The organism is Entomospira culicis (genome assembly GCF_028748145.1).
Lineage (GTDB): Bacteria > Spirochaetota > Spirochaetia > WRBN01 > WRBN01 > Entomospira > Entomospira culicis.
Window position 1 is genome coordinate 334,632 of the sequence record NZ_CP118181.1, and the last position, 22,908, is coordinate 357,539.

General features: G+C 44.2%; 20 protein-coding genes and 3 tRNA genes. 11 read left to right on the forward strand and 12 right to left on the reverse strand.

Annotation, left to right across the window (positions count from 1 at the left end):
- The first annotated feature begins 71 nt into the window (after positions 1 to 71).
- From metG to PVA46_RS01590, 4 genes are all read left to right on the forward strand, one after another.
- Entirely contained in the window at positions 72 to 2,240 is a 2,169-nt protein-coding gene (metG, locus tag PVA46_RS01575; protein WP_167695025.1) for a methionine--tRNA ligase, read from the forward strand.
- 94 nt (positions 2,241 to 2,334) lie between these two features.
- Entirely contained in the window at positions 2,335 to 2,562 is a 228-nt protein-coding gene (rpmB, locus tag PVA46_RS01580; protein ID WP_167695026.1) for a 50S ribosomal protein L28, read from the forward strand.
- Between the two features lie 111 nt (positions 2,563 to 2,673).
- A complete protein-coding gene (locus PVA46_RS01585; protein ID WP_167695027.1) occupies positions 2,674 to 3,048 on the forward strand; it encodes a CidA/LrgA family protein in 375 nt (124 codons plus the stop codon).
- Positions 3,011 to 3,775, forward strand: a complete 765-nt coding sequence (locus PVA46_RS01590) for an LrgB family protein (protein ID WP_167695028.1) — start codon at positions 3,011 to 3,013, stop codon at positions 3,773 to 3,775. The genes PVA46_RS01585 and PVA46_RS01590 overlap by 38 nt, the downstream gene beginning before the upstream one ends.
- Before the next feature lie 35 nt (positions 3,776 to 3,810).
- Here PVA46_RS01590 and PVA46_RS01595 read toward each other — a convergent pair whose 3' ends face one another.
- A complete protein-coding gene (locus tag PVA46_RS01595) occupies positions 3,811 to 4,197 on the reverse strand; it encodes a thioredoxin family protein (RefSeq protein ID WP_167695029.1) in 387 nt (128 codons plus the stop codon).
- A gap of 367 nt (positions 4,198 to 4,564) precedes the next feature.
- Here PVA46_RS01595 and PVA46_RS01600 point away from each other — a divergent pair, with 367 nt between their 5' ends.
- On the forward strand, positions 4,565 to 5,950 hold the full coding sequence (locus tag PVA46_RS01600) for a flagellar filament outer layer protein FlaA (protein WP_167695030.1): 1,386 nt from the start codon (positions 4,565 to 4,567) through the stop codon (positions 5,948 to 5,950).
- 75 nt (positions 5,951 to 6,025) lie between these two features.
- Here PVA46_RS01600 and PVA46_RS01605 read toward each other — a convergent pair whose 3' ends face one another.
- Both PVA46_RS01605 and PVA46_RS01610 read right to left on the reverse strand, forming a co-directional pair.
- A complete protein-coding gene (locus PVA46_RS01605) occupies positions 6,026 to 8,200 on the reverse strand; it encodes a methyl-accepting chemotaxis protein (RefSeq protein ID WP_167695031.1) in 2,175 nt (724 codons plus the stop codon).
- A complete protein-coding gene (locus PVA46_RS01610; protein WP_274360304.1) occupies positions 8,201 to 10,294 on the reverse strand; it encodes a methyl-accepting chemotaxis protein in 2,094 nt (697 codons plus the stop codon).
- A gap of 369 nt (positions 10,295 to 10,663) precedes the next feature.
- On the opposite strand from PVA46_RS01610, the gene PVA46_RS01615 reads away from it, so the two are divergent.
- From PVA46_RS01615 to PVA46_RS01640, 6 genes are all read left to right on the forward strand, one after another.
- Positions 10,664 to 10,745, forward strand: a tRNA-Tyr gene (locus PVA46_RS01615).
- 5 nt (positions 10,746 to 10,750) lie between these two features.
- Positions 10,751 to 10,823, forward strand: a tRNA-Thr gene (locus PVA46_RS01620).
- Positions 10,824 to 10,859: 36 nt separating this feature from the next.
- Positions 10,860 to 11,318 (forward strand): divergent PAP2 family protein, encoded by a 459-nt coding sequence (locus tag PVA46_RS01625; protein WP_167695033.1) that lies wholly within the window; start codon positions 10,860 to 10,862, stop codon positions 11,316 to 11,318.
- Positions 11,319 to 11,354: 36 nt separating this feature from the next.
- Positions 11,355 to 13,571, forward strand: a complete 2,217-nt coding sequence (locus PVA46_RS01630; protein WP_167695034.1) for a DNA methyltransferase — start codon at positions 11,355 to 11,357, stop codon at positions 13,569 to 13,571.
- Positions 13,572 to 13,650: 79 nt separating this feature from the next.
- Positions 13,651 to 13,722 (forward strand) — tRNA-Glu (locus tag PVA46_RS01635).
- 45 nt (positions 13,723 to 13,767) lie between these two features.
- Positions 13,768 to 14,343: a rhomboid family intramembrane serine protease gene (locus PVA46_RS01640; RefSeq protein ID WP_167695035.1), complete on the forward strand. Its 576-nt coding sequence runs from the start codon at positions 13,768 to 13,770 to the stop codon at positions 14,341 to 14,343.
- 3 nt (positions 14,344 to 14,346) lie between these two features.
- On the opposite strand, the gene PVA46_RS01645 is transcribed toward PVA46_RS01640, so the two are convergent.
- The 9 genes from PVA46_RS01645 to PVA46_RS01685 all read right to left on the reverse strand — a co-directional run bounded on the left by PVA46_RS01645 (position 14,347) and on the right by PVA46_RS01685 (position 22,905).
- Entirely contained in the window at positions 14,347 to 15,465 is a 1,119-nt protein-coding gene (locus PVA46_RS01645; protein ID WP_167695036.1) for a deoxyguanosinetriphosphate triphosphohydrolase family protein, read from the reverse strand.
- Positions 15,466 to 15,478: 13 nt separating this feature from the next.
- Positions 15,479 to 16,234, reverse strand: a complete 756-nt coding sequence (gene map / locus PVA46_RS01650; protein WP_167695037.1) for a type I methionyl aminopeptidase — start codon at positions 16,232 to 16,234, stop codon at positions 15,479 to 15,481.
- Positions 16,235 to 16,239: 5 nt separating this feature from the next.
- Positions 16,240 to 17,853, reverse strand: a complete 1,614-nt coding sequence (locus PVA46_RS01655; protein ID WP_167695038.1) for a tetratricopeptide repeat protein — start codon at positions 17,851 to 17,853, stop codon at positions 16,240 to 16,242.
- A 123-nt stretch (positions 17,854 to 17,976) separates the two neighbouring features.
- A complete protein-coding gene (locus PVA46_RS01660) occupies positions 17,977 to 19,044 on the reverse strand; it encodes a peptidylprolyl isomerase (RefSeq protein WP_167695039.1) in 1,068 nt (355 codons plus the stop codon).
- 63 nt (positions 19,045 to 19,107) lie between these two features.
- Positions 19,108 to 19,575: a preprotein translocase subunit SecG gene (secG, locus tag PVA46_RS01665; protein WP_167695040.1), complete on the reverse strand. Its 468-nt coding sequence runs from the start codon at positions 19,573 to 19,575 to the stop codon at positions 19,108 to 19,110.
- A 17-nt stretch (positions 19,576 to 19,592) separates the two neighbouring features.
- On the reverse strand, positions 19,593 to 20,345 hold the full coding sequence (gene tpiA / locus PVA46_RS01670; protein ID WP_167695041.1) for a triose-phosphate isomerase: 753 nt from the start codon (positions 20,343 to 20,345) through the stop codon (positions 19,593 to 19,595).
- Positions 20,346 to 20,446: 101 nt separating this feature from the next.
- Positions 20,447 to 21,454 carry a tRNA dihydrouridine synthase DusB gene (gene dusB / locus PVA46_RS01675; protein WP_167695042.1) on the reverse strand — a complete coding sequence of 336 codons (1,008 nt, stop codon included), beginning with the start codon at positions 21,452 to 21,454 and terminating at the stop codon, positions 20,447 to 20,449.
- Positions 21,455 to 21,481: 27 nt separating this feature from the next.
- Positions 21,482 to 22,255: a TatD family hydrolase gene (locus PVA46_RS01680; RefSeq protein ID WP_167695043.1), complete on the reverse strand. Its 774-nt coding sequence runs from the start codon at positions 22,253 to 22,255 to the stop codon at positions 21,482 to 21,484.
- Between the two features lie 104 nt (positions 22,256 to 22,359).
- Positions 22,360 to 22,905, reverse strand: a complete 546-nt coding sequence (locus tag PVA46_RS01685; RefSeq protein ID WP_167695044.1) for a Smr/MutS family protein — start codon at positions 22,903 to 22,905, stop codon at positions 22,360 to 22,362.
- Between the last annotated feature and the right edge of the window lie 3 nt (positions 22,906 to 22,908).

A 22,908-nucleotide genomic window follows, 5' to 3' on the forward strand; every position in this document is an offset into this window, starting at 1 on the left:
TCTTTTGAGAAGTGTCAAGCGATTGCGCATAATATCTTGATTTATTAGCAAACATCGGCTATAATAAAAGCATGAAGAGACGATTAATTACGGCAGCATTGCCTTATGTGAACAACATTCCGCATTTAGGAAATTTAATTCAAGTGCTTTCGGCCGATGTCTTTGCGCGTTATTGTCGATCTGCAGGCTTTGAGACGCTCTATATCTGTGGCACCGACGAATATGGCACCGCCACCGAGACCAAGGCGCTCAAAGAGGGCGTTACCCCACAGGCGCTTTGCGAGCGCTATCACTATGAACATCGGGGTATCTATACGTGGTTTAATATCAATTTTGATAATTTTAGTCGTACCAGTAATCCCACCCACACCAAAATTGTGCAGGATATCTTTACCCGCATCGATGAGGCGGGATATATCCACGCGCAAGAGGATGAGCAACATTATTGTCTCTCCTGCGATCGCTTTTTAGCCGATCGTTTTGTCATTGGTACGTGCGCGCATTGTGGATACAATCAAGCCCGTGGCGATCAGTGTGAGCATTGTGGTAAGGTGTTGGATACGCACGAATTAAAAGAGCCTCACTGTGAGGTTTGCGGAGAAGCTTCGCAGCTTCGTACAACACAAAATTTATACATCGATTTGCCTGCGCTTGCCGAGGGGCTAACCCAGTGGATGCAGGAGTCGAAAGCCGAGGAGTTGTGGGCTGCCAACGCCCTTGCCATGACACACAGTTGGATGCGTGATGGGCTTAAGCAACGGTGCATTACCCGCGACTTAAAGTGGGGGATTCCTGTGCCCAAGGCGGGCTTTGAGGATAAAGTCTTTTATGTTTGGTTTGATGCGCCCATCGGCTACATCTCGATGACCGCCGAGCTACGCAAAAATGATTGGCACAGCTGGTGGCAAAATCCCCAGCATGTCGAGTTAATTCAATTTATCGGTAAAGATAATATTCCTTTCCACACGGTAGTCTTCCCCTCCACGCTCTTGGCGACGGGACAGAAGTGGACGATGCTTCATCGCATGAGTTCTACGGAGTATCTTAATTATGAAAACGGAAAATTCAGTAAGACGCGTGGCGTGGGTGTCTTTGGTAACGACTGCATTGCGACGACTATCGACACCGATGTTTGGCGCTTCTATTTAATGTATATGCGCCCCGAGAAGAGTGATACGCAATTTAGCTGGAAGGGCTTTAAAGAGGTGGTCAATAGCGAGTTGGTGGGAAACTTTGGGAATTTGGTCAACCGTACGCTCTCTTTTATCCATAAATTCTATGATGGTGCGATTCCTGCTGGTGTGCGTGATGAGCCATTTTGGCAACATGTGCAAGCCCAAGAGGCGGTGATTATCGCGCACTTGGAGAAGGCGGAACTTAAAGATGCGCTCAAAGAGATTTTGGCTTTGAGCGACTTTGGGAATAAGCAATTTCAAGCAGGAGAGCCTTGGCGCACGCGTACCGAAGAGCCTGCGCGTGCCGTAAATTTGATCTTCAATTTAACTTATCTTATTTTGGATCTTGCGCGTCTCATGTTGCCATTTATCCCGATGAGTGCGCAAAAAATTGGCATTATGCTTCAAGGTGATCTCAACTGGACGCATCTTGGGCAGACTTCGGGCTTGAGTAAACTCGGAACGAGCATGCTTCTCTTTGAGATGCTCGAAGAGGAGTACATCGAAAAATTACGCCTAAAATTCGGAGGAGATCCCGTGCAAGAAGTAACCCAATCCCCCAACAAGAGTGAGTCAACGTCTGATGCGCCTGCATCTTTTGCTAGCCTTATCGACCTGCGTGTGGCAAAAGTTACCAAGGTGGAGCGCCATGCCGATGCCGACAAGCTCTATATTTTGCAACTTGACTTAGGCGATAGCCAGCGTCAAATTGTCTCCTCTATCGTACCATATTATAAAGAAGAAGAGCTTTTGGATAAGCATATTGTGGTGGTGGCAAACCTCAAAAAGAGCAAATTCCGTGGGGTGGAGAGCCTTGGTATGCTCCTTGCCGCCGAGGATGAGGCAGATAATTGTGAGGTGATCTTTACGCAAGCGCCGATGGGTAGTCGTGTGTTACCCGAGGGTGAGGCGGATCTTCCAGCCAAGGCGAATATCAAAATTGACGACTTTGATAAATTCCCCATGGAAGCGAAATCGGGCGTTGTTACGCTTACCGGGAAAAAAATGATTGCTGATGGGCATCATTTATCCACGACCAAGCTACTAAATGCAAAAATTGGCTAAAGAAAGGCGCGTGCGCCTCTTTACAAAGTGGGCTAATTTTAGTATAATAGAGTTCGTCTAATGGATATCCAAGAAAGAGTAGAGGTCAAATAGAATGTCTAGAGAGTGTGATTTTTGTGGCAAAGCAACCATTACCGGCAACAGTGTGCCACGTAAGGGTAAAAGTAAGAAACAAGGTGGTAACGGCGAGCACGTAGTACGTCGCACGGGACGCACCTTTAAACCTAATCTATTTAAAGTACGTGCTTTGGTGGCTGGTCGTCGGTCGCAGGTTAAAGTGTGTGCAAAGTGTATGAAGGCGGGTAAGGTCGTTAAAGCCTAAGGCAGACGTTTTTATGCAAATAGATGCACAATGAAAGGCCTCTTCGTGTCTTATGGACATGAGAGGTCGTTTTGTGTTTATTAGCCTTGTGCAATAAAAGGGAGTTTGTCGATGATAATATTAGAACAATTGCTTATTTTGATTGGATTTGGTCTCTTGGGGCACCTTGTCTCTTTGCTGGTGCCGTTGCCAGGCTTAATTTTGTCGATGATGTTTCTTTTTCTTGCGTTGAAATTTAAGTGGCTAAAGCCTGAGCGGGTCGGTTTATTAAGCAATCAGCTTATGGCGATCTCGGGCATGTTGTTTATTCCCATGATTGTGGGTATCTTAGAGTACTGGGAGCAAGTGCAATCGGTGATTATTCCGTTTCTATTGGTGGTAACATTAGGCACACTTGCCCCGCTGATGATCACCGGTTTTGTGTTAGAGTGGATGATTAAGCGGCAAGATGCACGAGAAGTCAGAGAGATTAAGCTGGGCAAGTGAGGGAATGATGATGGAGAAACTCATTAAAATTATTAATGAACCACTGGTTTTAGTGGGATTGACGATTGCCGTCTACTTGGCGGTGCGTTGGATGCAACGTAAAGCTAAGGGGTTGGCTCTCTTAAATTCGACGCTGTGGGGTGGCATTATCATTATTTTTCTGGTGCAATATGGTAAAGTTGACTTTACAGAATATATGTTGGCGAACAAGACGATTACATTTTTCTTGTGGCCGATGACCATCGCGCTAGGGTACTCCATGTACGAGGGCTGGGAGTTGATTAAACGTTATCCTATTCCGCTACTTGTCTCGACCTTTGTTGCGGTCATTTCGGCATTAAGTTTGGCGCAACTGGGCATTATGGCGGTGGGTCTTGAGGGTTTGGTTGCACACTCTGTTGTTCCCAAGTCGGTAACTTCTCCAATTGGTCTGCTGATTATTGATCGCATTGGTGGCATTGGTGAGCTTGCTGTCTTTGGGATCATTTGGGCGGGAGTGGTGGGGAATTTATTTGGCCCGTTTCTCTTTAAGATCCTTAAAATTGAGACACCTTTGGCGCAAGGATACGCATTAGGAGCAGTTGCCCACGTTTTGGGGATGGCTCGTGCGACTGAAATGGGTAAAGAACAAGGCGCTGCTGCCAGCGCATCCATCGGCTTTACCGGATTGCTAACCATTGTCGCGGTAGAGGTGTTATTGCGCTTAAATATCATGGCAGTTTTGTAGAAAACCCTAGATTGCTCTAGGGTTATGTATTGAACCTAATGACAACCACAGCTACCCGAGCCACAACCGCCACCGCCGCTAGAGCCCCCTGAACCACAGCCACAACCACCACCGGAACTGCTTCCAGTGCCACAACCACCGCTTCCACAACTAGAGCCACTTTCCAAGGTTTCGCCTTCGATGACTTCGAAGATACGGGTGATGATATCACGGGCTTCGAGTTGTTCACCGGCAATGACAAGCTCTTCGTCGATGATGAGGGCGGGGGTCATCTCGATATGGGAACGGGCAAAGATATCGGGAGCAAAATTCTTATCGTACTTAGTGATTGTTGCTTGCATGCCACGGGCCTCTAGGTAGGATTCTAACATGGCGGTAACTAAATCAGCGTCGCCGTCGTTTTCAAATATTTGACAAATCATCTATTTCCTCCAATAAAATTCATTTCAAACTATACACAAAGAATAACGACATTATAGCATAAAGAGATAAGAAAAGCAAATTTTTGTCAAATTTTCTCTTTTTCGTAAAAATAAGAAGGTTGTGCGCGATTTTTACGGGGTTATCTAGTTATATGATAAAAATAATGGTAATATAAGATGCCAAGATCTAGTCAAAAAGTGAATAATGTGCTAAACTTAAGAAGAGTAAACAACTCTTCATGCTAAGGAGGGTGAGATGGATAAAGATGAAGAGCTACATGAGCTTGATGCGATTATCGATCGACTTTTAGCGTGATAGCGTCGATACTAATAGTAGTATAAAATAAATTTTAGTAGGAGAGTGCAGATGAAAAAGAGCTTAACACTTATAGGTATGTTGTTAGCTGCTGGCTTCACCGCCCAAGCACAAAGCCTAGGGCCTATGCTCACTTTGGAGACACGTGTGGTGGACTCCTTTGATGGCGATGGTACCTATGCCGATGAGGGGCAGGAGAACATTCAGTGGAGTGTTGTGGGTAGTCAAAACAGTGTAGAGGATTTTCCTTTAATGACCCTTGCCAACACTTGGCCACGCGATAAGTACGGTGAGCGTCCTGAAAACGCAGAATCGTTACAGGTTTTGGCTATCAATGGTGCGTTTACTCAGCGTGGACGCAATTACATCGAGATTATCCCTACCCGCGATGGTAGTACGCCATCTCCTATCCCCCTAACAGGTGTGGTTAAGGCGATGGGTATTTGGGTGTGGGGAAGTAACTTTAACCACGACTTTATCGCGGTAGTAGAAGATTCTAATCAAGTACAACATCGTATTAACATGGGTCGCCTTAATTACATGGGATGGCGCAATCTAAGTGCAAGCATTCCTTCTAGCATCAATCAACGTAATGATACCTTCCCACTACGTCGTGAATTACGTTTGGTGAAGTTTATTGTGGAGATCAATGCTGCCGAGCGTGCGGATAATTTCTTTGTCTATCTTGATAACTTTACCACGATTAGTCAACGTCGCAATATGAGCAACTTTGATGGTATCGATTTGACTGAGCCTCGCGTGCTTGATCAAATCTGGGAAGGTCGTCCTGTAAGTACGCAGGCAGGTCAAGTAGGCACCAACAGCGCTGTTTCTGATCCAACCAAACTCCAAGAGGTACAGGTAAGCACGATGAGTGATCCTAGTGCTTGGGTTGGACGTATGTCTCGCGATAATGGTATCATTACCGTGCGTGGTCTCGAGAGCGATGGTTCTGTAGAGAAGTTGCCTCTCAATGGTGAAGATGGTGCACAAGACGAGAGTGGATTTATTCTTGGTGCGCGTGTACAATTTATTCGCCGTGCGCTTTCTCACTTTACCATTAAATCCGTGAATCCTCTGCTCATTGAGGGTGTAACCAAGACAATCAGCGTGCAGGTTGCTGGACGTAATGTTCCTCATACTTTGAGTATTGTGATTCGTGATTATGAAGGTCGCCGTCATGAGTTGGTGATGGGTAAGCTTGATTTTGCTGGTTGGAAGCAGTTGAGTGTCTCTATTCCTGAGTCTGTGGTGCAAAAAGATCGTCATTATGGACACCTTGCTGGTATCTTTGTGGAGGAGTTTATTGTTCGTGCTGACTTAGAAGAGGCGCGTGGCGTTTACCTCTTATGGTTAGACGATTTACGTGCTGTGGTTGACCTATATGGTGTAACAACCGGACGTGCAGACGATGATCCTCGTGATGAGTTGTGGTAACCAACTTCTTTTAAAGTAAATAAAAAATAGCGACCAATTGGTCGCTATTTTTTTTGTCTGGGGAGGTTTTCCTCCTTATTTAACAACAACTCTGAAGGCAAGCAACTCATTGGACATCTCATCAAGGACTTCATGAGACTCCTTTACGATGCGTAGGATTTTGCGGATGATATCGACATTCTTCTTCTCCAAGGATTCAATATCACCAATAGAGGTATTAAGTTCCGCCTCAATTTCCTCCAGTGTGGCAACGTTAGCGAGGATTTTATGGGTAACATTAATAATAGCGGTCATCTCCTGTTGGATTTGATCAGAATTCTTTTTGAGGATATCCAGAGAGCTAACAATATCTTTGGTACCACTACTCTGTTCGCGCATAGCTTCTTCAACTTGTGTGGTCTTTTCGTTAAGCTGTTGCATACCGTCGAGAATCGAGACAAAGCTGTTCTCCATCGCCCGACTTGCATCGAAAATGTTAGAGACGAGGTCGTTAACCGCTTGAAGGTTTTGCGCGCTAATGGTAAGTTGGGTACCAGAATTCATCGCCAAGATACGAATTTCACCAGCAACAACGGCAAAGCCTCGCCCCATATCGCCTGCATGAGCAGCTTCAATGGCAGCGTTCATGGCAAGGAGGTTGGTGCGTTCGGCAATGTCTTCAATAACCAAGTTAGTAGCGTTTAGACTTTCAGATTTTTCAAGAATTTGACGAATAAGCGTATCGGTTTGAATTAATTGCTCTTTACCACTGACTCCTGCTTCGCGTAGGTCGCGTGCATTTTTTGCCATGATATTAATGTTATTATTGATGGAGTTGATGTTAGCGGAGAGCTCCTCTACCGAGACTGAAGAGCTGGTAAGTGCGCGCAATTGCTCGCTGTTGCTATCTTGAATGGCGGTAAGTTGCCCAAGTTTGGTGGTAATGAGCGCTTTCATCTCGGTGCGCGTCTGTGTTTCACCTTGCACTTCGGTTTTGAGCGCGTTTACTTTTTGCTGAATGGAGTCGAAGGTCTTTTGCGTGAGCTCAATTTGGTTTAGGACACTATCTTTTGTCTGGCGCATGCCCTCAAGGGAGGATACAGAGGCACAAAGTGATTCCTTAAAGTGTTTTACTAGATGAAAGAGCTCATTGGAGACCATATTAATTTCAAGCATGGTAACCTTTGGCATTTTAATGTTGACTAAATCACCGTCGCTAAGCTTAGCAACTTGTCTTGCAAGATTATTGAAGGGATCTTTGACGAAGAGGAGAATGACGAGCATACTCAAGAGAATAGCGATGACGATAACGGCGATGGAGCTGAGAATAAAGCCTAATCGTTCTCTGGTAAAGTCGTCGAGATTACCATAAATGGTGAGAAGCCAAGGGGTGTTGGGAATAAATTTCGAGATAGTATAACGGTTGGCAGCCCCATGCATAAGGGGTTCACCTCGGGCCTCAAAAATGCGCTTCCAATCGTTTTCGGAGACTTTCATCAAGTGATCAGAGAGTTGATCCCCCACAGAATAAGATCGTCCAGTGGTTTCATTGTGGGAGCTTACAACTAAGGAACCAGTACGATCGCTGATCATCGGCCAAGCTGATTCAGATATGGCACGGCTGTAAAGCAGGGAAACTTTAAAAAAATCTTCAATGTCAAAATCTGCAATAATAATCCCAATAATCTCTCCATATTGGCTATAGACGGGGGTAAGTACGCTAAAGACGGGTACGTTTATAATGGTATCCATATAAACATCGGTAACCACTTGTTGAGAGGTATTAAGCACCTCGTTTATGCCGGGGATGTTAAGCGACTTACGAATTTGATCGCGCCCAACTTGATCTGCGTGCAACGCAATGGAATAAAAGCCACCTTCATTAAAATCTTTGAGGGTAAAGAAGGAGATATTGGTAATAGAGGGATGGTTTTTTACGGCTTTTACGGTGATGTTGGAGAGCGTATCGTAATTGTTTTCATCAAAACCGATGACAGTAAAGTGTTGCGACATTTCTGATAAGAAGCGCTTAAATTGCACCACGGAGTTGCCAATTCCCGATACTGTGTCAGAGATACCGGTGCTAGTGCGCGACATAATACGACCGGTGAGACCAGTGTTGTACATTGTAAGAAAGAGGGCAGATTGTAAAAGCGAAATAAAGACGATGAAGAGGATTAAGGTAAAGTTAGCAGAGTTACGAAAGGGCTTACGCACTTTTTTTGGCTTTTTGGTTTTTTTGATCTTCTCTTTTTTTGATGGTTCTATCATTTATTTTCCTCCGTTAGAGTGCGTCTGACTCTCATCGCTAGTGAATTTTTGGACAAAGGTGTTAATCCCTTGAATGTTTTTCGCATTAGAATTCATGATCTCAAGCGCCTTTTTGCTACTGTCACGAGTAATTTCTTCCTCGGTAGTAATGGCTCTCACCACATCGAGAAATTGTGTATTGAATTTAGATAGCTCGTTAGCATGCTTGGCAATACCAGATGCCGTAACCTTAACCAATTCAGACTTATCACGAATATCTTGCGAAGCAACCTTAAGGGATCCTAGTGCATTAACGATACTCTGTGTGCCACGACTTTGCTCATAAACAGACTCTTTAACTTGCGTACTTTGCATGTTAAGAGAGGCGATACCTTCCTCAATCTGAAGGAAATTACCATCTAGCAGACGACTTGCCTTGAAGATTTGGGTAATCAGGCTACTAACTTGGTTGAGATTTTCCGAACTAATAGCCAATTGTTCGCTTGAGTTGGTGGCCAGGGTACGAATCTCTTCTGCAACCACGGCAAAACCACGTCCCATATCCCCCGCATGAGCAGCCTCGATAGCTGCGTTCATCGCTAAGAGGTTGGTGCGCTCGGATATCTCCTCGATGACTTTGTTTGTTTCATAGAGGGTGCGAGATTTCTCCAAAATGGCACGAATAAGTTTATCCGTGGTTTGTAGCTGGCGTCGCCCCTCTTCTCCCACCACTTGAAGCTCTTTCGCACTCTCCTCAACAGCGGTCATATTCGTATCAATGGAGGTCATGTTTGCCGAGAGTTGCTCTAGGGCTACAGTTGCTTCGGAGATACGTTCGGCTTGCATGGCCGCAAGTTTACTGATAAGCTCTACGCGCTCTTCTTTAAAGGCAATGCTGGATAAGATTCCCTCTTTGAGTCCACGCGATTTATCTAAGTAGACAGGGTGCAGATGGATTTGATGGTCGACTTCTACCGTGTTCGCGTTAATGATCTCAAGGCTAGCAACGGCAGTTTTACTCTTAAGGATAAGCTCTTTGTTGTGCAGATGGAGATTCTGGACAACTTGACTAACACGATTGGTAAATTGTTGTATGGCTTGATCCACTACGTAGATTTCTTCCAAATCTCTATTAGATATATGTAGTGAAGCAAAATTGCCCTCATTCGTGTTGATAATGTGCTTGGCAGTACGATAGAGCGGGCGACGGATATAAAAGTAGACAATCAGGAAGGAGGCAAGTAGCGCAAAGAGACCTACCATGATTGCCCAGAAGACAAGGGAGTAGAGCTCGTTGGTAAAGTCGCTGATGCTACCATAGGTGTAGACAATCCAGCGGGGATTAGCGGTGAGCTTAACGGTAGAGTAGTAGAACCCGTGATTATTATTTATGTAAAAGTGCATGGGGCTATTGAGCATGCGTTCTTGTTCAAGCGGTGGGATACCCGAATGCAGGGAGAAGATGTTGGAGTTTTCATTAAAGATGCCGTTATCTCTGGGGTTTTTGAAGCTGTGGGTAATCAGTCCCTTATCACTAATAAGAATGCTAAAAGCAGAGTTACTGATACGATTGGTCTGGCTGGTGATGGCTGCGATGACCTTTTCAAAGAGCACATCGCCCATGAGCATGGCTACGACATTTCCGCTATTGTCAAAGACCGGTACGTAGACAGTGAAGACTCTCTCCCCCGTAAAGTTATCGGAATAGGCAGGAGAAAGGAAGGTTTTCTCGTTATTTTGTGCATCCTTATATCCGTTGAGCGTCCAGCTACGGCGAATGGCAGTTTCTGGGATTTCCGTGTTGCTATCGGTGCGAATATAGGTACCGCCTTTATCATAGTCGTAGACGGTGGAGAGACCGAATTTACTAAAGATATTGGGAGAGTCCTCGGTAACGCGCATAAGACGCTGGATGGTTTGTTCTTTTTCTGTGCTCATGTCGGGGGTAATGCCGACCATACCTATAACATCAGCAAGAGATTCGGCATTTTGAATGCTGGAGATAAGAAGACTGTCAAGGTTTTGCAGTCTCACCGTTTGTGAGCGGATGGCACGGTTTTCGATACGGCTGTAAATTTCATTTTTATAAAGCCAATAAAAGGCTCCTGTTTGCATAAAGATGATTACAAACGTGAACATCACGAGCATAACAACAGCTACTATGCCTTCGTATTGCTTTCTTGGGTTCAACTTCATAACTTCCTTCCTAATACTTTTCTTAATGTTAGTATACACTATTTTCCTAAATTGTTTCTACTATTCCATCATCTTTTTAGAGATAAATTTGAGATAATTTGATGAGATTAGGGCGATTTTAGCAAAATTTATCTTGTAAAATAAATAAATTATTTAAAAATAAGGCGAAGCGTCTATGTTTCTAAGCGTCTGATCATTTCTCTTAAGAATAATTTTTTGTAAAATAATCATCTTAGCTAGTTGACAAGATTTTAATTTTGGCGTATAGTGTTTCTTGTAAGTTGAATAGGGGAGTTTCCCGAGCGGTCAAAGGGATCAGACTGTAAATCTGCTGGCTTCGCCTTCGTAGGTTCGAATCCTACACTCCCCATCCTTGCCAACTTAGCTCATTTGGTAGAGCAGCTGACTTGTAATCTGCAGGTGGTGGGTTCGAATCCCACAGTTGGCTTTGGCGTGCTCTATCCTAAATTGTTGCGAGATCTTCATGTATCTTTTTATACAAAAATATATCTTTATCATCACTCCTTTTACAGCTTGGGTTCTTGCACAATGGCTAAAGCCTCTTTTTGAGTATCTACGTACCGGTAGCTGGGATGTACATCTCGTTAAAGGAGCCGGCGGAATGCCCAGTTCCCACTCCTCTACCATGATTAGCCTCACGACTATTTTAGGTTTCGCCAGAGGTGTCCAAAGCGATATCTTTGCCCTATCCTTTGTTACCTCCCTCATCGTTATGTACGACGCGCGTGGCGTGCGTCAAGCCGCAGGCTCTCATGCCGTCTATCTTAACTATATTAAAGACGAACTCACTACGCTTTTTGGGCGTGGCTTTACCGTGGAGGGCTTCAAAACGAACCTCGGGCACACCTCCCTTCAAGTGGCCGCTGGTGCTCTGCTTGGTTTAATTATCGGCTTGATTTATGGTTTTACTTTTTTTCATTAATTTTTCTTATATTTATTATCTACGGGAGGTAGTGTCATGTTAGTAGATTTTTTAAGAGGTTTTGATTTCAGTCAACTACGTGATGCTAATTTTAAAGAAGACTCGGTAAGAGAAGAAATTATTATGCCTATTCTTCATGCTTTGGGATGGGGCATAGAGAAAGAAAAACGAATTGTACGAAGTAAAAAATTGCAAAATCCATTGATGCAAGTACGCTCAATTAGGCGTGAGGTACATGTTTTTCCAGATTATCTCTTGGAGGAGCAGGGGCAAACTATTTTTGTTTTAGACGCTAAAGCTCCCAATCAGGATGTTGAGCAAGGGAAAAATGTCGAGCAAGTTTATTACTATGCCATGCATCCAGAAATAAAAAGTAGATATTTTGGCTTGTGTAATGGTTTTTTATTTACTATGTTTGAATTTAGTAAAGAGACCCCTATTGTCAGGCTTGATCTTACGAATCCAAGACAAGTGGACATAGATAATTTGATTCTAATCATAAATGGGCAATTAACCCCAAATTTAAAATTAGCTTCGGTATCCCACCCCTCTAATTTCGATTATGCCACATGTAAAATTCCTCAACCATTGGGTAAAATTCAGAAGCAAGCGACAAGGCGCCATTATGGAGTACATGGCTACTTTACGCGTCAAAGTTGGGATGTCCTGCAAAGCCATATTAATGCCTTTACTAATCCAGGCGATACGGTTTTGGATCCCTTTGGCGGGGGTGGAGTTACCGCCATCGAGGCTTTTGTTTTAGGGCGAAAGGCGATTCATGTTGACTTAAATCCTATATCGAGTTTTTGGGTAGAAAGTTTGCTAATGTCCGTAGAAAGCAAGGAGTTAGAAAAAGCTAAAATTGATATTTTAGCACAATTTGATAAACAAAGACCCAAAAATGCCTCTGAGGTTAAAAAGTTACTAGAGAAGTTACCATTGCCTAAAAATGAACCCATTAATAGTACTGGTAGTGATTTTCATAACCTCTATGAATTGTTTACTGATATACAGTTAGCAGAATTAGCATTGCTAAAGAGCATCATCTTACAACAAAAAAAAGAGGGGATAAGAAGAAGTTGTTTGTTGGCATTTAGCTCATCCTTAACGAAACATAATTTAACCTATCATCCTTCTAAGAGTAGAACACCAAATGCCGGAGACTCAGCAGTATTTCGTTATTCTCGTTATAGAAAGGCAAAAAATCCCGTTTCCTTAGATCTATCTAAAACCTATGGGCATAAGCTATCACGACTAATTAAAGCCAAAGAAGAGATTTATATGGAACGAAATCAGCGATATGCCTACTCTATTTTACGTGGTGATGCAACTAAGTTGGAGGGTATCCCTGATGAATCTGTAGATTTTATCTATACAGATCCGCCTTATGGCGCTAAAATAGCATATTTAGATCTCTCTACCATGTTTAATGCTTGGTTAGACCTAGAGGTTACACAGCAAGATAAAGAGAATGAGGTTATTGAAAAAGGTTCTTTAGATAAGAGTTTTGAAGAGTATAAAAATTTATTAACTCGATCTGTTGAAGCCATGTTTAGAGTGTTAAAGTGGGATAGATGGGTTGCTTTCGTCTTTCAGCATGAGAAACCTAAGTATTGGAGCACAATAGTTGATACCTTCAAGAGTGTTGGTTTTGAATACGTGGCTTCACGTAAAGAGTCCGTCTCTCAGACTAGTTTTAAAAAAAGACAAGGTCATATGGTGCTTTCGGGTCAACTTATTCTATACTTTAGAAAGGTTAAATCTCCGCTCTCACTATTAAAGGCGAATATCGGCGCTTCGCTAAGCGATCTGGTCTTTAATCATATTGAGTCAATGATTGCTCAAAACAAAGGGGCGACTATTGAGGGAATTAATGATTTTATTGTTCAAGATGGTTTAGAAAATGGGTATTTAGATTTATTGGAGAAGGAATTTCCTGATTTAGATGCAGTTTTGCATAAACATTATGAGTACGATGCTACCAGTAAAAAATTTACTTTAAAAGCTAAAACAAAATTTAAAACACATATTCCTTTAACAAAAAGAATTGAATATTATCTGAGTTCATATCTTATTCGAGAAAATAGGCAAGAAAACTATCCTTCCTTTGATCAAATTGTATTGGATATTATGCCGTTACTTCAAAATGGTACTATTCCAGATGAACAAGATATTTTGTTAACTCTCAATAAAATTGCAACAAAGGGTGAGAGAGGTTATCATTTCTCTCAAAATAGATTGTTACCACTTTAGTATTATTTTATTTGTACTTCTCTAAAAAGTACTTGACAAAAATCAACCAATCTGCTATCATATTAACAGATGAATAAATGTCTCCTTCGTCTATCGGTTAGGACATCAGGTTTTCATCCTGAGAAGAGGGGTTCGATTCCCCTAGGAGATGTATTTTTAACCTCACAGCTGTGAGGTTTTTTTATAGGAGAATCATATGCGCATCACCTACAATGCACCTGTTACCCTAACTTTTGCTTTTTTCGCCATGCTTATTCTCTTTATCGATGCGCAACTCGCCCCAAACCTCATCCATAATGTCTTTACTGCCGAAGGTAAAATGACTTTTGATCCTAAAAATTATTCGGCTTACTTGCGTTTAGTTACCTACATTTTTGGTCATGTCGATATTAATCATCTCACCAGTAATATGATGTTTATTCTTCTTTTAGGCCCAAGTTTGGAGGAGCGTTATAGCTCGGGAAGCATCGCGATTATGATTTTTATGACAGCCTTATTGAATGGATTAATCAATGCGTTTTTCTTCTCTACCATGCTCTTGGGTGCCAGTGGAATTGTCTTTATGATGATTGTTTTGACCTCTTTTGCCAATGTTAAGCGTGGGGAAATTCCTTTAAGTTTCTTTCTTGTTGCCGCTATGTACGTCTGGATGGAGGTGGTGCGCGCCAAAAGCGAGGGCGACATCTCTTATTTTGCGCACCTTTTAGGCGGAATTTGTGGAGCAATTTTTGGTCTCTTTGAGAATAGTGTTAGCCGAAAAAGTGCCTCTTAATTATTAAAATCTTTGGGGAATAATCAACTTTTCCACGGTATCTAGGGCGTAGTTGTCGGTCATCCCTGCGATAAAATCTAACGAGGCAAAAATGGAGAGCTCCTCTTTGGTGCTATACAAATGTTGCATACTCTCTAAGTATTTACCAAAGTGATTGTCTAATGGGGTATAGCTTGCTTTATACGAAGAAAAATCTAGCCCCCACTTATCGGTTATCTCCATAAGATGGCGATATAAAATCCGTAACACATCACGTAATTGCGTATTAAAGCGAGTAAGTTGTGAGCTAAAGTAAATTTTTTCATAATTAAATTTTCTTAAAACGGTGAATGCCTCAAAAATATCATCGGAAAAGCCAATCTTTCCACTCTTTTCACTGGTTTTAATCATGTCGGAGGTGAGGGTGTTAATAATTGTGGCATTGCTGTTGCCTAGCATTTTTTGCACTAAAGGGGGCAGATCGCTAACTTTTACGATGCCTAGGGTTATAGCATCTTCAAAATCTCTACCCAGATAAGCGATTTTATCGGACATCCGCATCACACAACCCTCCCACGTACTGGGATAGAAGGTGCGATCGGTGATGGTTTCTAGTGGTTTGATACGAAAATCTGGTTCAATTGCCTGTTCGAATTTCTCTCCACAGTGGGTAATAATACCATCGCGCACCGCATAGGTAAGATTGAGTCCTTTTCCATCGGATACCAATTTATCGACGACACGTAAGCCATAAATTTCATGCTTAAAACTTAACGAGGCGTTCTGTTCCTTAATGACATCACTTAAAATTTCTTCACCCACATGCCCAAAGGGGGCGTGTCCTAAATCGTGTCCTAAGCCGATAGCCCAAGCGAGATCTGCATCTAATCCTAACGATCGACAGATGACGTTAGAGATGGTGGAGACGTGCATCACATGCTCCATGCGGGTGCAGATATGATCGTTTTTGGGGGCAAAAAAGACTTGTGTTTTGTGTTTTAGTCGACGAAAAGGAGAGCTATGGATAATAGCTGTTGCATCTCGGAAGTAAGTGGTGCGAAAATCTTGACGTTCGCGTTCGGTGGCGCGTTTTTTCAGCTCTTCGTCAGTTAAGGGAGTGGTAAAAAAGAGATCTCGTTCCATGGTTGCCTCCTAGTTAAATTAATGTAAGGATTTCTATTCCATTTTCTGTAATCGCAATCGTGTGTTCAAAGTGTGCCGAGAGTGCGCCGTCTTTGGTGTAGACACTCCACTTGTCTTTACGATCGACGTAAACATCGGGGCTACCAAGATTTATCATTGGTTCGATGGCAAATACCATTCCCTCTTTAAAGCGAGGATTTGCACCAAAGGATGGGTAGTCGTGCGAAATTTGCGGATCTTCGTGTACAGCTAAGCCAACCCCATGCCCGCAAAAGTCGTGCACAATTCCGTAGCCTTTTGGTTTTAAAAATGCAGAAATTGCCTTGCCAATATCTTGGATGCGACCATTTTCTGAGTCGACAGCCTCGATGCCTAACATCAAGGAGGCTTTGGTGTCTTCCAAGAGCTTTTGAGCAGAATTTGAGATTGTACCAATGGCGAAGGTGATAGCCATATCGCTAAAAAAGCCATTGAGCTCCAATCCAAAATCGATGCCAACAATATCACCTTCCTTAAACGGTTGGGCATTCGGAACACCGTGAATCACACAGTGGTTCACGGAAATACAGGTTGCCGTGGGGAATCCCCCATAGGTGCTAAAGGACGGCTTGGCGTTATGCTTTTTTGCATACTCTTCTGCCCATTGATTAATCTCTAAGCCAGAAACTCCAGCACGCATGAGAGGTGTGAGTTCTCGAAAGCCACCTGCTAATAACTGACAACTGGATTTGATGCCGGCGATCTCTTTTTTGGTTTTTAACTTAATCATCTGCGTTATCTCTCTTTGGCGATAGTTTGAAGTAATTCTAAGGCATGCTTATGGTTAGGATCATTACGAAGTGCCTCTTGAATGGCGCTTTGTGCCATGGGTAGGTTGCCATTAGAGAGGTAGGCAAGTGCAAGTTGCGCCTGTATCTGGGCAAAATAATGTTGATTAAAATCATCGGGATCCAGTGCGCGATAGAGAGCGGTGGCGTTAATAAGATGGTTAATTGCATCTGTATAATTATGTAGATGGATAAGGATTACTGCATGGTTATATAGATTGATCCAATTAGCATCTTCCTCTTTTAGGAGCGCTGATGCGTCTGAAAAATTACGTTCTAAGGCAAAAATGAGCGCTTCGTAACTTTTTTTCCAGCTTTCGTCTACTCCACGATAACGTTGTAGTACCAGTCGGGCATCATCAAAATTACGTTGTCCGAGGAAGAACCAAATCATGTAGCGGGTGAGGTAGGCATCGCTAGGATTGTAATTGAAGAGATTCCAAAGTTTAGCGCTGATCACCTCTAAATGCTCTATGGGATTAAAGTGATTCAACCAAAAGAGATAGCTATAGGAGTTGTTGGGATAAGTTTGGTTAAACGCACGAATCTGCTGTTGCGCTTCCACTTGGTTTTGCATATATTGTAGGCGCGCAATTACCAGTAGCGTATGCGTGGGAAAGCGATTGAATCCCTCATTGAGCATGCTAAAAGTATCGGCTTGAGAGGTGTTTAGCAGTTTTTGTGAGAGCAATGCGACATTGAGCCAAGGAATAGGGCTAAACTGAGGATCCATCGCCAGTGCAGTACGATAAAGATCGAGAGCGATGAGCTGATTACCGCGTAAGAGTTCGAGATCGGCAAGAAGGAGAACAGCTTGGATAGAGTCTAATTGATTAGCTCCTTGCTCATGGAGAAGGTTGAATGCGATGTCGTAGAAGCCTAGTTCGTAGGCGATAATGGCACGGCGGGTAGTAGATATCTCATTGCTATAGATAAAATTGTTAAGGAGGTCTTGTGCTTTCTTTGTGTCATGATTCATGAGGTAGAGTAAAGATGTGTTGAAGTAGAGAATAGGTGAGTTGAGCAGTTGTGCCATTTCTAAGTAGAAGGCAGGCTCGGTATTATTGGTGAGTTGTTCTTGGGCAGCAAGAAGCGGATTCCCTTCGTTTCTAAAGAGTTCGCTAAGAATGGCTCTGGCACGAATATCTTTAAAACGAAGATCATGGAGGTGATTTTTTGCGATTTGACTGGCTGGTTTTCTCTTGTTATTCTCGCTAAGGGCGAGGACTTGGAAAGCTTTGAAATCTTCTCGATTATTAAATGCGCGTACGGCGCTGGCGCTCTCTTTTTCGAGGTAGGTGAAGTCGTTGGTTTTATCGGCGATTTCAAAGGCTCTGGCGAGAATTCTCAAACGATTACGGGCATCTAATCGCGAGCGACTGATGCTTTTAAGGTAGCGGTGAGCTTGGTCATAATCCTCATTTTGGATGGCGATATCTGCTTTGCGCAGGAGGGCATCGATGTCGTTATTGCCCATGATACGGAAGAAGAATGACCAGACGCCGTAGAGAACGATCAAAACCAAAAAGAAATAACCCAATTTTATGAATGCATCGCGCATGCCTAGATACCCTCGTTTGTCAAAGATTTATTATCTTGCATTTTATTTATCGGCCGTTTCCTCTGGATTCTAAACGAATAAAGAAGAGACTCGAGGTGAGCCTCCTCTTTTTATGGGGATGGTTTAGGGATTTTTGGAACCTTGCTCCCAGCCTAACCATTGGGCTTGGTTGATGTTGATGGTGGCTTGGGATCGCATATTTTGGATGAGTGCTGTAGCATCATCTTGGAAGAATTGCATTTGAAGCTGTTGGAAGACGAGGTCGCGTACGGACATGTTTGGGTTGTAGGGGTTGGCGTCATTGAGGGTGAGGAGTTTGCCTTCTTCGCGGTCGGTAACACGGATGATGTGGTAGCCTCGAGGGGAGGTGATGACTTGAGAGACTTGACCGGGGCGTAAGGAGAGGGCGGCATTCATAAAAGCATCGCCAAAGATGGTGCGTGCTTCGGATTCATCGGGGATAGCGCCGAGGTAGCCAAGTTGGTTGGCACTACCAGCATCTTCACTGTATTGACGCACACCTTGCTCAAAGGTGATAGCACCTGAGTTGATGCGTTGAGAGGCCTCTTGGGCGACTTGCAATTTACGCTGACGTTCCTCGGCAGGGAGCGGGTTTCCCTCGTTATTGATGGTAGCGATAAAGATGTGCGATACGCCAACGCGGGTGGGTAAGATGAAGTTGTCTCGGTTATCAACATAAGCCTTTTCGATTTCAGCATTGGTGGGCGTGCGAGGCTTAATCTGGCTTACAATGTAGTTCTGTTTGATGATCTCTTTACGTAAAGATTCAATCATCTCTTCCCAGCTCTGATGGCGTCGCATTTCACTGCTGTTATACTGATCTTTGATGGCCTGAAGTGACCAACCAGGGGGCACTTGCCCCATCTCTTTTAGCTTTTGGATCACATCGCCTTCGGTTGCACGAATATTGGCGCTAGTGGCTGCTTGCATGACAATAATATCATCAATCATGGCATCAAGAAGCGCCTTGCGCTCGGTGCCATTGAGGATTTGTCCAGATCTAATTTGAATAAGATTTAAAATCTTTCTAAATTCACTCTCGGGGATAGTCTCTGGTTTGAGGTAGTTGACCGTAACTAAGGTTTGTGAGAGAGCTTGCGCGAAAATTTGCGCAGTAGGTAGTAGAAGGAGAAGTGTCAATAGAGTCAATGCTTTGCTAAATTTATTCATACGTTGTTCCTGTTTATTCCTTAATGTGGCAGGTTTTCATCATAAAAACCTGCTTATTTATGGTTACTCTTGTTCGCTAGAGGCCTCGTTTGTTGTTGCTTCCGTAGTGGGAGTGGGAGGCGTGACCTGCCCAAAGGGAGAAGAAGCTCCTGTGAGGTTATCTCCAAAGCCGATGCCACTACTGTTGGCGTTAAGATCGAAGTTGAAGTTGAGCGCATCGGGCTCTTGCGAATCTGCTTGATTGATGCTCTCTAAATAGGTTCCCTCATCGGGAGCGATATTGAGATTAGCCAAGGGATCGCGAGGCTTCATGGCAAACGCGTAGCCTAGTGCCGTTACAAAAAAGAAGATCGCCACCGCGGTGGTCATGTGTTGCAAAAGGTTGCCTGAACGGGAGCGAAAAGGTGAACTTCCACTGCTAAACAATCCGCCAATGCCATCGCCTTGATCGTCTTGAAAGATAACCAAGAGCGTCATGAGGATTGCGCTGATAATGAAGAGAACCAATAAAACGTTGCTAATAATAGCCATAAATGCTTCCTACCTCTTTACTTGTTGTAATTGATCAGTGCGCCAAAGGAGTCGGCTTTGAGGCTGGCTCCGCCTACCAATGCACCGTCGATGTTGGGTTTTGCCATCAACTCTTTCACGTTCTCTGGGTTGACGCTTCCACCATATTGAATAGTTACCGCATCGGCGACACTCTGGCTGTAGAGCGTGGCAAGGACCCTGCGAATATGGGCATGCACCTCTTCGGCTTGCTCACCCGATGCGACTTTACCCGTACCAATGGCCCAAACTGGTTCGTAAGCAATGATGACTTTAGGCATATCCGTTGCGCTGATATTGTGAAGTCCTTCTTTCACTTGTTGCTCGATAATGGCTAAGAATTTACCACCTTCACGCTCTTCTAGGGTCTCGCCTACACAGTAGATAGGGATGAGTTGATGTTGTAGCGCCAGAGCGATCTTTTTGTTGACAATCTCATTGGTCTCACCAAAGTATTGACGGCGCTCACTATGACCCAAAATGACCGCTTCTACCCCGATATCCTTGAGCATGAGTACGCTCGTCTCCCCAGTAACCGCACCCGATTCGATAGCACACATGTTTTGCGCCGCTACCTTAATCTTCGATCCCTTCACTTGCGCAGTAACGCTAGGCAGACTCACAAAATTAGGGGCAATAATCACCTCAACATCACTCTCTTTGGCAAGAGGCAATAGCGCCTCAACCAACACCTTAGCCTCACTAGGGCTCTTATTCATCTTCCAATTACCGGCGATAACACTCTTTCTCATCTTCACTTCCTCCAACAATTTTCTCTAGGGATGGTTGATTAAGATACAATCATCCATCTTAAGTATAACGAATTTTCTCTTTTAACGCAAGTAGACATGGTTTACTCCGCGTGGGTGTGCAGGTTGGCAAGGAGCTCATCAAAAAGGGTGAGCATCTCTTGGTAGCTGGTGGCAAGCACAAGGGCTTTACGATAGTGGGTAAAGAGCGCGTTGCCACGCATGTATTGGGCAAGGTGCTTTTTGATCTCGTTGGTGGTGTAGCGCTCGCCTCGATAGTGGTACATAAGCGTGAGGTGTTGATGAGCAACTTGCACGCGTTGACGATCGCTCTCAACGTGATACGATCCTGTGGTCATGAGCTCTTTGGTCTGGTTAAAGATGAAGGGATTTCCGATGCTCCCGCGAGCGATCATGGCGGCGTCCACGCCGGTCTCTTCAAACATCTGCTTGATAGCTTCTGGCGACATGAGATCGCCTGAGGCACAGACGGTTGCATCAGGGAAGGTCTCTTTTAGGGTTTTGAGAAGCGACCAATCGGCATTGCCACCGTAGGCTTGCGATCGGGTACGCGGATGCATACTTATCATGTCCGCCCCAGCATTGAGGGCGATTTCAGCCACATCCAGATAATTACGACTCTCTTGCGTCCAGCCACTACGAAATTTTACGGTCATCGGGATCTCTTTGGGCACTAGTGCTCTAATGGTGGTGAGAATTGCCTTGAGTTCGTCGGTGTTCTGCATCAACGCAGATCCAGCACCGCTCTTGTTCACTTTGGGAACGGGACAGCCTACATTAAAATCGACAATTGCAGGCTTCATTGCCAAGACACGAGGCATACTGTTAGCCACGGCTTCGGCATTACCGGCAAAGAGTTGCAAGGCTAAATGCTTCTCATTTGGGTAGGGTTGCATGATGAGATCGGTCTTTTCGCTGTCGATATTCCGCCACAGCGCCTCACAGCTAGACATCTCGGCATAGGCCATGCTCGCGCCATGCTCCATGGAGATTTGACGAAAGGCTTGATCGGTGTAGCCAGCCATGGGTGCTAAAATGAGATTCCCGTCGAGGGTAATATTGCCAATCTTGAGGGGTTTGTATTGATGCATATAATTGTACTATCCTTATCTTTATCCTTAAATTTGAAAAAGTTTTTTTGCATTATCAAAAAGTGTTCGAGCGACATCTTCTAATGGTTCATCGCGCAAGTGAGCCAGAAATTCTACGGTGCTATGGATGAAGGCGGGTTTCGTACGCTGATCATGATAGGCACTAGGCTTCATAAAGGGCGACTCGCTCTCCACTAAGATGCGTTCTATAGGTAATTGTACTGCAGCTTTATGAAGATTGTATGAAGTTTTCCAAGTTAAATTCCCCGCAAACGAGATATAGAGGTGTTCAAATTGCTCAATCGCCTTGAGGGCAAAGGGCGCATCCTCACAAAAGCAGTGGAGTACCGCACCTCGGCTGGGCATGTAGGAGCTTAGTACGTCTAAGATTTCGTCGCCGGCTTCTCGGTTGTGAATGATCACGGGCTTGTTGCTCTTTTGGGCGAGCTGGAGGTGTTTGATAAAGAGTTCGATCTGCTGGCTTCGGCTGCCACTCTTTTTGACATAGTCCAAGCCGGTCTCCCCCACGGCGACAACTTTGGGACGCTCAAGGATAGCTTCCAGTTGATCCATCCACTCTTTTGGTTTGTGCTCTACCTCGGTGGGCGAGATACCTGCAGCAAAATAGAGGTTTGGGCTCATTGCCAGTTGTTGGTAGATCTCTTCAAAATCGATGAGGTTGTTAGAGATCGCGATGATCGCCTCCACGCCCGCCTTCTTGGCGCTCTTGAGGGTGATTAACCGCTCAATCGGGTCGTTACTGATGAGCCCAATGTGGGCGTGGGTATCAAAAAATTGCATAGGTACCTTCCTTTTTTTTCACAGGGTTTGATGTTTCCCAACTATGATAATGACACAAGAGGCGCTGCTATCTCTATTCTTAGTGCGCGAGGAGTGATTGTAGGTTACATGGACTGTACCTTTATAATGGCATAACATGCCCCTGATTGTCCATCCCTGTAGCCGGCTTGTTTGACTTTTTTAATGCGTTTATCGGCCTCTAAGTAGTCATAGACCCGCTGTTTGAGCACGCCCCCTTCCACCTTAGAGCGATTGCCTTTTCCATGAATGATCCGTACGGCAATGATGCCATCTTGCCTTGCGCGCTGGATAAAACGATTCATCGCCTCTTGCGCCTCTAACCAGGTCATGCCGTGGAGGTCGAGTTCACGCTCGGCTTTCACGTTATTCACCTTCTGGTGTCGCGATGGCTCGAAATACTCTTCCGCCTTCTTCTCTTTAGGGGGATAGATCTCTAGCCAGTCAGCCATACTCTTCGGCGTAAGGTGTTTGGTTTCACGTTTGGTACTTTTGGACGGCTCATTTTTTCTTTCTGCCTTGGTTTGATCGGGATTTTTTACAGTTGGGGTATAGCGTCGTTGTTCTTGATAGGGCGGATAGGCACGAAGTGCCTCCTCCATGATATGTTTACGTTGATGATTCTCTTTCATATT